Annotated in this window: 14 protein-coding genes and 1 pseudogene; 6 read left to right on the plus strand and 9 right to left on the minus strand. The window is 42.6% G+C overall.

The features are described from left to right. Positions 1 to 151: 151 nt before the first annotated feature. From DESME_RS09165 to DESME_RS09180, 4 genes are all read right to left on the minus strand, one after another. The gene (locus DESME_RS09165; protein WP_006716227.1) at positions 152 to 946 is read right to left on the minus strand and encodes an ImmA/IrrE family metallo-endopeptidase; all 795 of its coding nucleotides are present in this window, start codon (positions 944 to 946) and stop codon (positions 152 to 154) included. Continuing rightward, complete coding sequence (locus DESME_RS09170; protein ID WP_006716226.1) at positions 939 to 1,289, minus strand: helix-turn-helix transcriptional regulator; 351 nt, start codon at positions 1,287 to 1,289, stop codon at positions 939 to 941. Before DESME_RS09170 ends, DESME_RS09165 begins: the two co-directional genes overlap by 8 nt. A 450-nt stretch (positions 1,290 to 1,739) precedes the next feature. After that, a complete protein-coding gene (ltrA, locus tag DESME_RS09175; protein WP_006715476.1) occupies positions 1,740 to 3,143 on the minus strand; it encodes a group II intron reverse transcriptase/maturase in 1,404 nt (467 codons plus the stop codon). Positions 3,144 to 3,616: 473 nt separating this feature from the next. Continuing rightward, positions 3,617 to 3,949, minus strand: coding sequence for a DNA-directed RNA polymerase subunit alpha C-terminal domain-containing protein (locus DESME_RS09180; protein ID WP_025248747.1), 333 nt, complete (start codon positions 3,947 to 3,949; stop codon positions 3,617 to 3,619). 343 nt (positions 3,950 to 4,292) lie between these two features. Here DESME_RS09180 and DESME_RS09185 point away from each other — a divergent pair, with 343 nt between their 5' ends. The 5 genes from DESME_RS09185 (at position 4,293) to DESME_RS09205 (ending at position 6,379) form a co-directional block, all read left to right on the plus strand. After that, a complete protein-coding gene (locus DESME_RS09185; protein ID WP_006716224.1) occupies positions 4,293 to 4,520 on the plus strand; it encodes a DUF1659 domain-containing protein in 228 nt (75 codons plus the stop codon). Positions 4,521 to 4,591: 71 nt separating this feature from the next. Next, entirely contained in the window at positions 4,592 to 4,816 is a 225-nt protein-coding gene (locus tag DESME_RS09190) for a DUF2922 family protein (protein WP_006716223.1), read from the plus strand. Between the two features lie 78 nt (positions 4,817 to 4,894). Continuing rightward, entirely contained in the window at positions 4,895 to 5,089 is a 195-nt protein-coding gene (locus tag DESME_RS09195; RefSeq protein WP_006716222.1) for a YvrJ family protein, read from the plus strand. Between the two features lie 40 nt (positions 5,090 to 5,129). Further along, positions 5,130 to 5,783, plus strand: a complete 654-nt coding sequence (locus DESME_RS15390) for a thermonuclease family protein (RefSeq protein ID WP_006716221.1) — start codon at positions 5,130 to 5,132, stop codon at positions 5,781 to 5,783. Between the two features lie 5 nt (positions 5,784 to 5,788). Beyond that, a complete protein-coding gene (locus tag DESME_RS09205; RefSeq protein WP_167998837.1) occupies positions 5,789 to 6,379 on the plus strand; it encodes an N-acetylmuramoyl-L-alanine amidase in 591 nt (196 codons plus the stop codon). A 66-nt stretch (positions 6,380 to 6,445) separates the two neighbouring features. Here the strand turns inward: DESME_RS09205 and DESME_RS09210 are convergent, their stop codons facing one another. From DESME_RS09210 to DESME_RS09225, 4 genes are read right to left on the minus strand one after another with little or no spacing between them, the layout of a single operon-like run. Beyond that, complete coding sequence (locus DESME_RS09210; protein WP_006716219.1) at positions 6,446 to 9,667, minus strand: type I restriction endonuclease subunit R; 3,222 nt, start codon at positions 9,665 to 9,667, stop codon at positions 6,446 to 6,448. A gap of 16 nt (positions 9,668 to 9,683) precedes the next feature. Next, positions 9,684 to 10,847 (minus strand): restriction endonuclease subunit S, encoded by a 1,164-nt coding sequence (locus DESME_RS09215; protein WP_006716218.1) that lies wholly within the window; start codon positions 10,845 to 10,847, stop codon positions 9,684 to 9,686. Continuing rightward, positions 10,844 to 12,412, minus strand: a complete 1,569-nt coding sequence (locus DESME_RS09220) for a type I restriction-modification system subunit M (RefSeq protein WP_006716217.1) — start codon at positions 12,410 to 12,412, stop codon at positions 10,844 to 10,846. The genes DESME_RS09215 and DESME_RS09220 overlap by 4 nt, the downstream gene beginning before the upstream one ends. Beyond that, positions 12,405 to 12,629 (minus strand): helix-turn-helix domain-containing protein, encoded by a 225-nt coding sequence (locus DESME_RS09225; protein ID WP_006716216.1) that lies wholly within the window; start codon positions 12,627 to 12,629, stop codon positions 12,405 to 12,407. Before DESME_RS09225 ends, DESME_RS09220 begins: the two co-directional genes overlap by 8 nt. A gap of 165 nt (positions 12,630 to 12,794) precedes the next feature. Here DESME_RS09225 and DESME_RS16445 point away from each other — a divergent pair, with 165 nt between their 5' ends. Beyond that, entirely contained in the window at positions 12,795 to 13,022 is a 228-nt protein-coding gene (locus tag DESME_RS16445) for an ATP-binding protein (protein ID WP_084553227.1), read from the plus strand. 136 nt (positions 13,023 to 13,158) lie between these two features. On the opposite strand, the pseudogene DESME_RS15705 reads toward DESME_RS16445, so the two are convergent. Beyond that, positions 13,159 to 13,293: pseudogene (locus tag DESME_RS15705) on the minus strand (competence protein ComM); the annotation flags it as partial. Positions 13,294 to 13,520 lie beyond the last annotated feature (227 nt).

A 13,520-nucleotide genomic window follows, 5' to 3' on the forward strand; every position in this document is an offset into this window, starting at 1 on the left:
AGGTTCTTAGCCCCGTTCATACAAATGACCTATTTATATCCCATTCTACAATTTTTGGAAATTACCTTTAGAAATCCACCTTTGAATTTGCTATTGGAACAAAACAGGCCACACCTAAGCTCATATCTACTGCTATTATCTTTAAAATTTTTTAGCATCGTAAAACGACCCCAGGTAGCTCCTCCGGTTCTTCAGGTAAATCCGCGAAATCCTCAGCCTTTAAATCGACATAGTTTAAGGCTGTTTCTAAACTCTTTTTAGGGATGAGCTTGTCATGATAATTGGAAATGACCCATTCCAGATATTCAGCAGGTATCTTTTTAGCTTCCGAGGTTCTAAATAAATCCGAATTACCGTTGATCGCGTTTAATAGTTTTGTCGCGGTTTTTTCTACTTTTTCTAACTTTAACTTATCCAATTGGGGATTGTTTAAAATGCCGAGTTCTTTCAAGCGAATGAGAGTCATATCATAACTGACATTAAACGCGGTCTGTATCCTTGCGATGTCTAAGCCCTTCCACGTATTAACATCCTTATCCTTAAGTTCTAGTCTCACAAAATTATAGACTTTCTCTGTCGGCATTAATAAACAAGCTGCAAAATAGTTAGCCTCAATCTCATTTTCATCTCGGTCGTTGAAATCATCATCGCGGATCATTGTACAGCCTTGCTCGGATAGATGTAGTTTTTGATGTCCCATTTCATGAGCTACCGAAAAAATTTCCCGTGATAGGATCTGTGAAGAATTTGAAAAGATGATTCGTTCTGTATCCTTAATTAAAGCAAATCCTAAAAATGCTTCACTACCAATAGGGTACCGAATCACGCGATACTCTGCCTTTTCAGCGGCTTCGAATATATTTTGAAAGCCATAACCCGTTACCTTGCATTCATCTCTCACATTTTCAGCAGTTCTTTCGATCTCAAGTTGTCTACTTTTATTCATCAACCTCAACCTGCCTTACACTTTGGTAGAGCTTGCGATGCGCATAAAAAGTATCAAGCATCTTGGTAATATATTCGAACTTATCTTCTTCAACTGAGTTATTATTTGCTCTAAACATGGGTTGCTCTTGAAGGACCGCGTTTACTGAAGACGTTATCTCTTCAACAGCGATCCCCATAACTTGGGAAACTGTAATCAGGCTAGCATAGGAAATATCGATTAACCCCTTCTCAAGCCGAGCATATTTTTGCCTTGAACACTTCATGTTTTCCGCCATCTGTTCTTGGGTTAAGCCTTTGGACTCTCGCAAGCTTCGGATTCTTGCTCCTAAAATTTCATTCATAAGGTTATTCCCTCCCATTGGATTCTATCTGTACTCTATCCTACTCAAGCGCCAATGTATTGTTACATTTCTATAACATCTATATCTATTATCGCTACCATTATATCCAAATTATACACGATAATGTTATAAATTCGAACCATAACTTATTGATCTAATAGAAAAGCTTGGATTCATTGATGATAGGGTATGACCTAGGAACATAGCACATAAAAAAACTGGCTTCTTGGGCATCGCCATATAATAGATAATTGTTTATTGATGCAACTCCACTAGAATTAATTTCATAATTTAGTGACAAACCCGAGGGAAGGCGAAAAATGCTCATGGATCCCCCTCCCGAGCGCCTAGTCACCCAAATCGGGTAGGAGGCTGACCATTATTTGGTCAGCCGACCTCCCACAGCACCGTACGTACCGTTCGGTATACGGCGCTTCCAAAGTTTACGCGTTACTTCGCAGAATAACTAAAACTGAGATATCCAATCCGTTCGAAACGCTTATTGGATAAGGCTTTTGTCAAAATCGGGCTATGGGCAGTACGCCAATAGCCTTTTCTTGTGTTTGCCCACATCCACGCTTGTTCCTCTTGTATACCTACTTTCTTGAGGTTTTCAAATCGCGTTCGGGTTCTCTTCCATCGCTTCCAGGTAACCATCCGTATGCGACTTCTTAGCCACTCATCCAGTGTCTTAAGTAGATTTCTAGCGTCGGCCAGTTTAAAGTAGTTCGTCCAGCCTCGCACTATCTGGTTGAGTTTTGTTCTCCGTTCTTCGATTCCCATCCCGTTGCTCCGTCCAGTCACTTCTCGGATTTTATCTTTGAGTTTCTGGATGCTTTTAGGATGGATTCTCAGTCGCCCAAATCCTCTGTAGATGTAAAAGCTATATCCCAAATACTTTACATAGTTTACGTGCGAGATCTTAGTTTTCTCCCTGTTTACCTTGAGAAATAACTTCCCTTCGATGAACGGAAGTATATGGTCAAGCGCACGCTTTGCTGCTTTCTTGCTTTTGCAAAAAATCATCATATCGTCTGCATAACGCACAAATCTATGCCCTCGCTTTTCCAACTCGTGGTCACATTCATTGAGCATAATGTTTCCAAGTAAGGGACTAAGGGGTCCGCCTTGCGGTACGCCCTCGGGGCTTTCCTCAAACAAACCATCCACCATAACTCCTGCTCTTAGGAATTTGTGGATGAGTGAGATGACTCGCCCGTCTTTTATTGTCTCAGACAGAATTTGAATCAGTTTGCTCTGGTTGACCGTATCAAAGTATTTCTCTAAGTCCATGTCTACTACATATTTGTATCCTTCTGTAATATGACCCTGGCATTTCAACAGTGCATCATGAGCACTGCGGTTCGGTCGGAATCCAAAACTGTTGTTTGAGAACTGCTCTTCAAAGATGGGGCTCAGGACTTGAGTAATCGCTTGTTGGATTAACCGGTCTACGACTGTTGGTATTCCCAGTTTTCTAGTCTTTCCGTTCTCTTTGGGTATCTCTACCCTCCGTACGGGTTTTGGACGGTATTTACCGTCCCAGAGGGATTGCAAAAGTTCATTCTTGTGCTCTTTCAGGAAGGGTAGAAGTTCATCCACCTGCATACCATCGATTCCACCTGCGCCTTTATTTCTCTTCACCTGTTTGTAAGCTCGGTTTAGGTTTTCGACGCTAAGAATTTGCTTAAGCAAGCCTTCTGTCTGCTTGTTCGTGTTGGTGTTGTCGGTTTCAGTCATCTTAGGTGGCGCGCACACTTCCGCATACTCTCTCTGTTCCGCAGATACCCTTTGCAGATAGTCTTCGAATCGAAGTTGTCTGTGTTTTGAATTACCACTTTCAGTAACTTTCATTGACCCACACCTCCTTTGGTTCAACCCTTCCGTCGGTGTCTAGACCACCTCTGTACTATGGCTTCAGCTGACTCCTCACGATAAATCTTGTTTCAACCAGGTTTCTTACTCTGTTTCCACCTGTCCGTGAGGCCTCCCACGGTAAGACGATTCACTTTCGTTCCATGTACCCGCAGCATTTACGCTAACGTATCCGTGTAGCTTTTGGGCTTCAGCTTGAATGGCAGCCTTACCCCACGTTTTGCGCCTGATACTGTTCGTGTTCCTCGGGTCGGAGCTTTGCCGCCGGCTTCCTTCAGATTCCACCTCACGATGGACACCCTTGCCTTAAGCTAATGGTTGGTCGCTACATACCCCCATAACGGACTTTCACCGTCTAGTTAATCGCCATGCGTGGCGCACCAAAAAAAACCGCTACTCTTTCTCAAAAGTAACGGCTGCTTAATCCTTGCTTCCCCCTATCATAAGTTTCCCTACAAAACTTCCTCATACTGCTTCAGTTTCTCTCTCACCTCGAGTACGCTTTTCCTCCCGAATCCTTCGATCACAAGAAGTTCCTCCTCAGAATGCTTCTTCAAATCACTTACCGTATAAATTTTCGCGCGATAAAGGGCATTAAAAACCCTCGGGCTAAGCTTCAAATTCGTAAGATTGGGAGAATCCACAAAACGCTGACACCACTCTTGGCATTTTTCAGCCGCCTCTCTCGTGGAGTACTCCTTTTGGCATAGATCACAAATAAACCGGGTCGCCTTACCTTCAATTACCATCGAACAACTCTCCTCCCACTCATTATCTTCTTCCACTAATCCCATCCTTGCTTTAAAACTTAAGGAATAGTGCACCCTCATTCTCGGCTTGCCTAATTACCTTCAGCAATCGTATATATGTTCTATATATTCATTATACTCTTTTATTTTTGTTCGACAATAAAAAACCTCTGATATTCTTCTAATCTATCCTCTAAGCCTAAAATCCGCCTCTGCTCCTTGATTAGCTATTTGCTAAACCTGTTTTCGTTTACAAACATATGTGTGGTAGTCTAAACTATAACTGACCGGAAAATTCTACCGGTCTTAAATTTAATAGGCGGGCCTCAGCTTACCGGCCAGCGCCCGCCCAACAAACAAAAGATAGGAGGGAAAACAGATGGCAGTATCCAAAACCCCTGTAACATCAAGCATTCGACTCAGCTTAGTTACAGGATTAGACACTCAAGGTGCCCCGATCCTCAAGCAAACAAACCTCAGCAACGTCAAATCAAATGCCTTAGATCAGGATTTGTTTGATGTGGCCAATGCGCTCGTAGGCTTGCAAGAGTACAGCGTGCACAAAATTCAACGACTCGACACGGCTGAATTAATTGAAATGGTCTAATCCAGCCTAAAAACGCGAGTTAGCCCGAACTACAGCTTAAAATCTTTGAGTATTAGAAAGGAGGAATAGCTTTGGCTACCACCCAAGTTTTGAAAATGGTTTTTCTAACCCCGCTCAACAAGCAGGTGACCATCAGCCTGAATAACCCCAAAGATACCCTGACTGCCGCCGAAGTCCAGGGAGTTATGGACACAATGATCGCTAGAAACATCTTCATGACTACCAACGGCGAGCTTGCCTCGAAAGTAAGCGCCCGGATTATTGACACCACGACGAACGAACTGTTCACTGCCTAAGGGTAAAAGAACAGCCGGGGAGGATTAAGTCCTCCCCTTTTTTATAGCTAAAAGCAAGAAGAAAGGAGGTCTTTGCCAATGGAAGAGCTATTGAAGCTAACCGCCAATTATGGTTTCCCGATGGTTGTCGCCGGATATCTTCTAGTGAGGCTGGAACCGACCATCAAAGAATTGCAAAAAAGCATCACCTCGCTCACAATCGTCGTAGCCCGTCAGAGCGGGATGGACAAGGATGAGATCTATGACCTTATCAATAACAAAAAAGTAAGCTAACGCGCTTTTAAACAGCACTCGCAAGAAGGGATTTAGTCCGATGAAAAAGATAAAAAGACGCGCAGCAGCCCCTCTCCTCACACTTTTCCTTGCAGGATTGCTGGGTCTCGGAAATTATGGGGTTAACGTCAAGCCCGATTGGAGCGGCCTACCGAAATCACCGAATGACTCACCAATCACAGATAATACAGCGTCTCAGCCAAAGCCGGAATTTCAGCAGCCCGAGTCTCCAGCTAGGCAAAGGGAACAAGAAACCGGGATCTGTATTATTGCCTATGATGGCGATACCATTACGGTAAGGCTGACCCAATCTCCTCAAAACCCAATCAAGGTTCGTTTAATCGGTATCGATACCCCAGAACTCAAAAAGGGCGAGTTTGGCGAAACTGCCCGTGATTACCTGAAATCGATGGTGTTGGGCCAGAAGGTTCGCTTAGTCTACGACACGGATCGTTTGGACAAATACGGGCGCACACTGGCTTATGTTTATCTCCAAGACGGAACTTTGATCAATGCCTGTTTATTAGAGGAAGGCTATGCTCGAGTCATGACAGTTCCCCCGAATATCGCTCATGCTGCGGAGTTTAATCAGCTACAGGCTGAAGCTAAAGAAAAGCAAAAAGGAATTTGGTCAATTCCGCCGCCCAAATCAACTTGGCGTGAGGAAAAGATTGTTCAAGATTGGAAATTCTGAAAGAGGTGAAACCCTTGCCGATTATTTGTATTGATCCCGGACACAACAACTCAGGAGCCGATGCCGGTGCCGAAGGAAACAGCCTGCGCGAGCAGGATCTTACCTTGGATATTGCTCTACACTTAAAAACCTTACTTGAATATAACGGCTTTACAGTTATATTGACCCGAGAAGGAGACGTTGTTCACGGACCGCATCAAACCGAAAAGCAGTCCTTGCAAGCTCGGTGCAATATAGCCAATAAGGCCGGAGCGGACTTGTTCCTGTCGATTCACATCAATGCGGGAGGCGGAACTGGGACAGAGATATACGTTTTACCCGGCGGGCAGGCAGAAATAATGGCCACGGTACTGCTTCCCTATTTATCTCAGGAAGGTTCCTGGCCAAATCGTGGTGTTAAAACCAACAGGCGTTTTTACGTATTGGTCAATACCGATATGCCGGCAGTATTAACCGAAAACGGATTTATCGATCATCCGAAGGATGCCCAAAAGCTTGGGAATCCGATATTCCGAAAAAATCTGGCTCGTGCTCATGCCAAAGGAATCTGCGCTTATTATGGGATAGAATTTCGCGATCCAGAGGATAAGAAGTGACTCTCCTTAGAAATGATTAAAATAGCCGGCGGTTGCCGGCTATTTTAATGTCTTGAGGTCTTTAAATTAATTATCCGAACCATATTGGGATGGATTCTCTGCCACCATTGACAGATTACTTTGTGTGACAGATTCAAATACCACTGGTTCACCTTCCGGCTCTGTAAACGATGCAGAACCGCCAATGCCAAAATACTTCTCAAAGAATGCCTTCAGCCTATCAATAACACCCTGCTTTTTCTTGGCTCTGCCACCGCCACCAAATCGGGAAACAGGAGGCATAATCTTATCGATATCCGTCCCAGCAGTCTTGATTTCACCATCACGGAATGCGTTATCGAGGAATTTGCGTGTATCTTCCGGCTTCAGCTTTTCTTCTGTGATAATTGTTTCTAATTCTTCTTCACGCTGTTTTACAACATAATCGTGCCACTCAGACATTACATCATCTGCATCATTGATACCTGCAATAAATGTTTCAATCAGCTGTTTCTTACTACGGAGTTCTGGGCTGGCATCAATTGCTTTCTTGATGGTAATCAGAACTTCCTTGTCCTCGCAATGGGTATCATGGTACTTCTTAACAAGCATCAGAATATAATCGATATTAATTTCTATCTGCTTGATCAGTTCCACTTCAAACACAATATCATCAATAATATCCGTGCTTTCTCCGGCTTCACGCTTGCGTTTCCATTCATCACGCAAATCCTGATACCTGCCAAGATAATCCTGCAAGTCACGTTCGGTAATCAATTCCTTGTCCTTAAATTCATCAAAGGAGACAAGGAGATTTCGCATACGAAGGATTGCACCTAACAAGGCTATAAAATCCTTCTGGTTCTGCTCCCCAATAATCTGTGGCTCTGTAAGCGGGAACTTATCATTCAGTTCCTCCATCATATCCACATATCCAGGCATTGGCTTATCATCCACGGAAATATATCCGTAGTAGTAGTCCTTAAAACTCTGGAGCAGAACGATTCCTCCGGCATTCTTATCCCCAAAGAGGGATATGGCACTGTCTACACGCTTTTGCAGATTGCGGAAACATACAATATTGCCAAAGGTCTTGATAGAGTTCAGTATGCGGTTTGTTCTTGAGAAAGCCTGAATCAGTCCATGCATTTTCAAATTTTTGTCCACCCACAGCGTGTTCAGCGTGGTGGCATCAAAGCCTGTGAGGAACATATTGACTACAATCAGCAAATCCAGTTCTTTGTTCTTCATACGCAGGGATACATCTTTATAGTAGTTCTGGAATTTGTCACTGGATGTATCATAGTTCGTATGGAACATTTCATTATAGTCACGGATAGCTGCCTCAAGGAAATCACGGGAGTTCTGGTCAAGGGCAGAAGTGTCCTCTGAATTTTCCTCGTCTAATATACCATCCGTTTCTTCCTCGTTTGCACCATAGCTGAAAATGGTAGCCACACGCAGTTTTCGTGTTGGGTCAGCTGCCATCTGCTTTTGGAATTCTTGATAATACAGCTTTGCCATCGGCACGGATGCCACGGCAAAAATGGAATTGAATCCGCTGAGACGTTGTTTCTGTTTGATTTCCTCTACAGCACCTCTTTCGGCAGAAGCAACCGCAGCGATATTTGTGAGAGAATTGAAAATATAGGTCTTGTCCCCACGGTAGGTCTTCTGGTCAAAATGCTCCAGAATATATTTCGTCACAAGGGCGATACGCTGCGGTGCCATCATAGCCTTTTCCCGGTTGATGTCCCACACCATTTCGTCATCAATCTTTTCATCGGTATCCATTGTCTTGATGTAATCCACTCGGAAAGGAAGTACATTCTTGTCATTGATGGCATCCACAATCGTATAAGTGTGAAGTTGGTCGCCAAAGGTCTGCGCTGTTGTAAAAAACTGCGGATTTTTCGATGCACCTGAGTTAGCCGCAAAAATAGGTGTCCCGGTAAATCCGAACAGATGATACTTTTTGAAATTCTTGACGATTGCGGTATGCATATCCCCAAACTGGCTGCGGTGGCATTCATCAAAAATAATGACTACGTGTTTATCAAACACTTCATGCCCTTTGTATTTCTTTATGAAAGATGCCAGTTTCTGAATCGTAGTAATGATGATGTGTGCATTTGGATTTTCTAACTGTTTTTTCAGAATTGCCGTGGAGGTGTTGCTGTTGGCAGCACCTTTTTCAAAGCGGTCATATTCCTTCATGGTCTGGTAGTCCAAATCCTTACGGTCTACCACAAACAGCACCTTGTCAATGTAAGGCAGCTGAGAAGCCAGTCTTGCCGTCTTAAAGGAGGTCAGTGTTTTGCCAGAGCCAGTAGTGTGCCAGATATATCCGCCACCTGCCACACTGCCATATTTTTTATAGTTATTTGCAATTTCGATTCTGTTTAAGATTCGCTCTGTAGCAGTAATCTGATAGGGGCGCATGACCATCAGCATATTTTCCGATGTGAAAATACAATACTTGGTCAGAACATTCAGCAGCGAGTGTTTGGCGAAAAATGTCTTTGTGAAATCAATCAAGTCTGGAATCACACGGTTATTGGCATCTGCCCAAAAGGAAGTGAACTCAAAACTGTTGCTCGTCTTTCCTTTTTTGGTCTTGCCGGAATTCGCATCCTTGATGGCATTGAAACGGGTACTGTTGGAATAATACTTTGTGTTTGTCCCGTTGGAGATCACAAAGATCTGCACATATTCAAACAGACCACAGCCTGCCCAAAATGAGTCACGCTGATAGCGGTTGATCTGATTAAATGCCTCACGGATAGCAACCCCACGTCGCTTCAGTTCAATATGTACCAATGGCAGACCGTTGACAAGCACGGTCACATCATAGCGATTGTCATATTTTGCACCATCTGCTGTGCCGATGACATACTGGTTAATAACCTGCAGACAGTTGTTGTGGATATTATTTTTATCGATGAGGGTGATGTTCTTGGAAGTGCCATCATCCCTCTTAAGCACTTGGACAAAGTCCTCCTGTATCTTACGGGTCTTTTCCACAATATGCTCATTTGGATTGGCAACAGCATTTGAAAAGAACTGTTCCCATTCCGTATCGGAAAACTGATAGTTATTCAGTCCCTCCAGTTCTCTGCGGAGATTGCTAATTAGATCCTTTTCCGTATGGATTTGCAGATACTCATAGCCCTGTTCACAAAGCAGGCGAATGAATTCCTTTTCCAATGCTGCTTCACTCTGGTAGCTGTCAGAACGTGTCTTGACAGGCTCATATTCTGTGACTACCGTATTTTCATTTGTCTGAGCAACGATATTGAAATAAGGCACACGGTTCGCCTCCTTTCTATGAAAGTTCTTTAAAGGTTAATAATTTATCACGATAATATTCGTATTGTTTTTTGCGGGCTTCGATTTCAGCAGGTAGTCCTGTGGAAATGTCGTTGCAAAGGGCGTCGAAGCGGTCAAGAATGGCAACAATGCGGCTTTGTTCTTCAAGGGATAACGCTGGCAGTGTAATAGAGCTTATGGTTTCACCAGTGATATGGGGAACTCCTGCACCACGTTTTGATTTATTTAGCACAGGTTGCAAATTTTTAAAATAGTAATATAGAAATCGGATATTATTATTTTCTGTTGCTTCAATAATAAAACCATCTGTTACAAATATTGGTTCATCCCAATAAGAAACAAATCCAGCAGACGCACCGCTTCTTGAAATGACAATGGCTTTTCCCATATGATTTGGGTGGTCGATATAGTATGCAGGTTCTTGCCCGCCTAAAATCACTGGTATATTTCCAACTTTAGAATCCTTTTTTGTTATGTATTCACCACGTGACATAATACAACACCGTTTAAAATTTATGTATTCGCAATGGCAAGCCAACAATTGATTTCTATAATACTCATACTGTCTTTTTCTCGCTATAAGCTCGGCTGTAAGCTCGGCTGTAAGCTCGGCTGTAAGCTCAGTGAAATTGTCCAGAATACGGACAATTTCACGCTGGACTGGTAAAGGGGGAACGGGTAACATTAAAGACTTTACACTATCTGCATTAAGATTTTGAACAGCACCACCAAAAGATGCCCTTTTAGCCATTTCCTGCTGAACAGCTGTGGAATTTAAAAGATAATATAGAAAATCTGTGACAAAAGTATCATTAAAATCACTTATAGCAAGCCAACCATCGTGAATGCAGCCATCAATTGCTAAAATATAGGGGCGTCCGAAACTCATAGAATTAGAAAGAATAAAATCGCCTTTTTTTACCTTTCTTGATTTTTCTGCACCTTTAGCTGTTATTTTTTCATTTGCATGAGTGACATATTTGCTCCCAATAGCTACATCACCAATTTTAATCCAATTCACTCCATCTTCATCAGAAGTTATGAAATTCTTAATTGGTCTTGGAGATGCACCACGCAAAATAGTAGCTAGTTCTCCAAAAGTTTTATATTCCACCCCATCCGGACAAAATTCCTCTATCAATTCCTCCAACTTACTCATTCGCCCACCTCGATTTCTTCGATGATGTTGCGAATCGCTTCACGCAGTTCATCCTCATGCATTACGATTTCTTCAACCTCTGCATTCAGCTTTACAATGTCCACTTTTTCACGGGTATCCTCAGTTTCTACATATGTAGAAACAGATAAGTTATAATCGTTTTCTGTGATTTCTTCATAGCTGGCAAGATGGGATAAGTGTTCCACTTCCTCACGATTTGCAAATATGTCTACTATATGCTCGATATTGTCCGTAGTCAGCTTATTGTTATTTGTCACCTTGATGCACTCGTTAGAAGCATCAATAAACAGTGTCTTGTTGTCATTCTTGTTTTTCTTCATTACCATGATACAGGTGGCAATAGAGGTGCCAAAGAACAGGTTGCTCGGCAACTGGATTATGCAGTCCACATAGTTGTTATCAACTAGATACTTACGAATCTTCTGCTCTGCTCCGCCACGGTACATAATGCCGGGGAAACAAACAATCGCAGCTGTGCCATTAGGTGCAAGCCATGAAAGACTGTGCATGATAAAGGCAAGGTCAGCTTTGCTCTTTGGCGCAAGCACTCCGGCAGGAGCAAAACGAGGGTCATTGATGAGCAGTGGGTTTTCATCACCTGCCCACTTGATAGAGTAAGGCGGATTAGAAACAATCAATTCAAATGGCTCATCGTCCCAGTGCTGTGGTGCTGTTAGAGTATCCTCACAAGCAACATTAAATTTATCAAAGCCAATGTCGTGCAAGAACATATTGATGCGGCAAAGGTTGTAGGTGGTGATATTGATTTCCTGTCCATAGAAACCGTTGCGGATAGCATCTTTTCCCAAGATTTTTTCTGCTTTCAGCAACAGAGAACCGGAACCACAAGCAGGATCATAGACCTTGTTGATTTCTGTTTTGCCCACAATTCCTAATCTGGTCAGCAGTTCGGAAACATCTGCCGGTGTATAAAACTCCCCACCGGATTTTCCTGCGTTGGAGGCATACATAGACATGAGATATTCGTAAGCATCGCCAAAGGCATCAATCGAGTGATCTTTGACTTCGCCAAGGTTCATTTCACCAACACCGTTTAACAGTTTTACTAGTTTTTCATTTCTTTTGGCAACCGTAGAACCAAGTTTATTGCTGTTCACATCAAAATCATCAAACAGCCCTGCAAAATCGCTCTCTGCATCGCTGCCCTTTGCGGATTCCTCAATGTGACGGAACACCTTTTCCAGTGTTTCATTCAGATTTTCATCGTTCGCAGCCTTTGCTCTGACATTGCAGAACAGTTCACTAGGCAGGATGAAAAAGCCTTTTTCCTCGATCAAACCGTCCCGTGCTTCTTCCGCTTCATCGTCAGACATTTTTGCAAAGTCAAACTCTGTGTTGCCTGCCTCTGCTTCACCACTGTTGATATAGCTACACAGGTTTTCGGAAATATATCTATAAAACATAGTGCCGAGAACATAGTTTTTGAAGTCCCATCCATCTACAGCACCACGCAGTTCATCAGCGATTGCCCATATCGCACGATGCAGTTCATCACGCTCTTGTTCTTTCTTTGTATCAATCATTCTCTTTTCCTCCGTCTTCTGGTATAAATTCCAAAATATCGTCCACACCACAATTTAAAACACGGCAGATACTTTCCACACTATCGAGCGAAATATAACCATTCCGTTTTAATCGTGTGATTATATTAGCAGAAAATCCTGCTTCCTGCATCAACTGTGCGTTCGTCATATCTTTTTCTATCAATAAATGGAAAAGGTTTTTATAACTGACTGCCATATCACACCTCCATTAAATCTGTAAGCTGATACTAATACAGCATATCACGCAAAAGTGAATTTTTCAATCTTAGTATAGAGCATAAACAAAAGATTGCATAAAAATGCCCTTTCTGCCGAACAGCAGTTAGGGCGACTTTCGTATATTATCGTAGCACTGTGTCACATGAATTTAAGCAATCAATCGGAGTTATTATTCAAAGTTATTGCTGACAGAGCTGAACGTCGAAGCGTAATCGTTTCAACAAACCTGAAATTCTCAGATTGGGTCACAATGTTTAAAAATCTCACAATGGTCACCGCTCGTATTGATCGGTTAACGTTCAGATCCCATGTATTAAACATAAATTCTGATCAGCCCTACAGGGCTGAGTATTACGACAAGAGTAATTAGCATTAAGAGAAATACTTGCTTAAGTGTTTCCCTATCTTTAGAAGCTGTGTGGTAAACTTTTTCACTGTCAAAAAGTTAGATCATTGCTGGTAAACTAATTCGCTGTCACGCGGTAAAAATTCGTTGACATTCACACGCGAGATTCCCGAACGGCGGTTGCAGGCAACCCAACCATATCAAAAACAGGCAGTCCGTTCGATACATCCACTTCAATACGAATGATATGTGCTTGAATCCCGGAAACGGCCATTCCATAGACAGCTACAAACAAAAAATCCTCCTTGTTTAGAGGGATTCGACTAATTTCTTAATTATCCTTCCCAATTTATCCAGGGTATTCCACCAAGCAAGATAGTAGAGAGGAGCTAAAAATTACGTCTTTGTAGGGATCACTTGCGTTTAGGATTCTAAAGCGGGACAGTATATAGGGGGGTAAATTCAATATAAATCAATAATAATCAATAAAATCACTTGCATTTTGACGCTCTATGAGGGGTT

Origin of the sequence: Desulfitobacterium metallireducens DSM 15288 (assembly GCF_000231405.2) — a bacterium.
Lineage (GTDB): Bacteria > Bacillota > Desulfitobacteriia > Desulfitobacteriales > Desulfitobacteriaceae > Desulfitobacterium_A > Desulfitobacterium_A metallireducens.

Coding starts and splice junctions, on each gene's coding strand:
- DESME_RS09185 (WP_006716224.1), top strand. CDS start 4,293: ATGGCAGTATCCAAAACCCCTGTAACATCAAGCATTCGACTCAGCTTA.
- DESME_RS09225 (WP_006716216.1), bottom strand. CDS start 12,629: ATGGCAGTCAGTTATAAAAACCTTTTCCATTTATTGATAGAAAAAGAT.
- DESME_RS09220 (WP_006716217.1), bottom strand. CDS start 12,412: ATGATTGATACAAAGAAAGAACAAGAGCGTGATGAACTGCATCGTGCG.
- DESME_RS09170 (WP_006716226.1), bottom strand. CDS start 1,289: ATGAATGAAATTTTAGGAGCAAGAATCCGAAGCTTGCGAGAGTCCAAA.
- DESME_RS15390 (WP_006716221.1), top strand. CDS start 5,130: ATGAAAAAGATAAAAAGACGCGCAGCAGCCCCTCTCCTCACACTTTTC.
- DESME_RS09195 (WP_006716222.1), top strand. CDS start 4,895: ATGGAAGAGCTATTGAAGCTAACCGCCAATTATGGTTTCCCGATGGTT.
- DESME_RS09165 (WP_006716227.1), bottom strand. CDS start 946: ATGAATAAAAGTAGACAACTTGAGATCGAAAGAACTGCTGAAAATGTG.
- ltrA (WP_006715476.1), bottom strand. CDS start 3,143: ATGAAAGTTACTGAAAGTGGTAATTCAAAACACAGACAACTTCGATTC.
- DESME_RS16445 (WP_084553227.1), top strand. CDS start 12,795: ATGAATTTAAGCAATCAATCGGAGTTATTATTCAAAGTTATTGCTGAC.
- DESME_RS09215 (WP_006716218.1), bottom strand. CDS start 10,847: ATGAGTAAGTTGGAGGAATTGATAGAGGAATTTTGTCCGGATGGGGTG.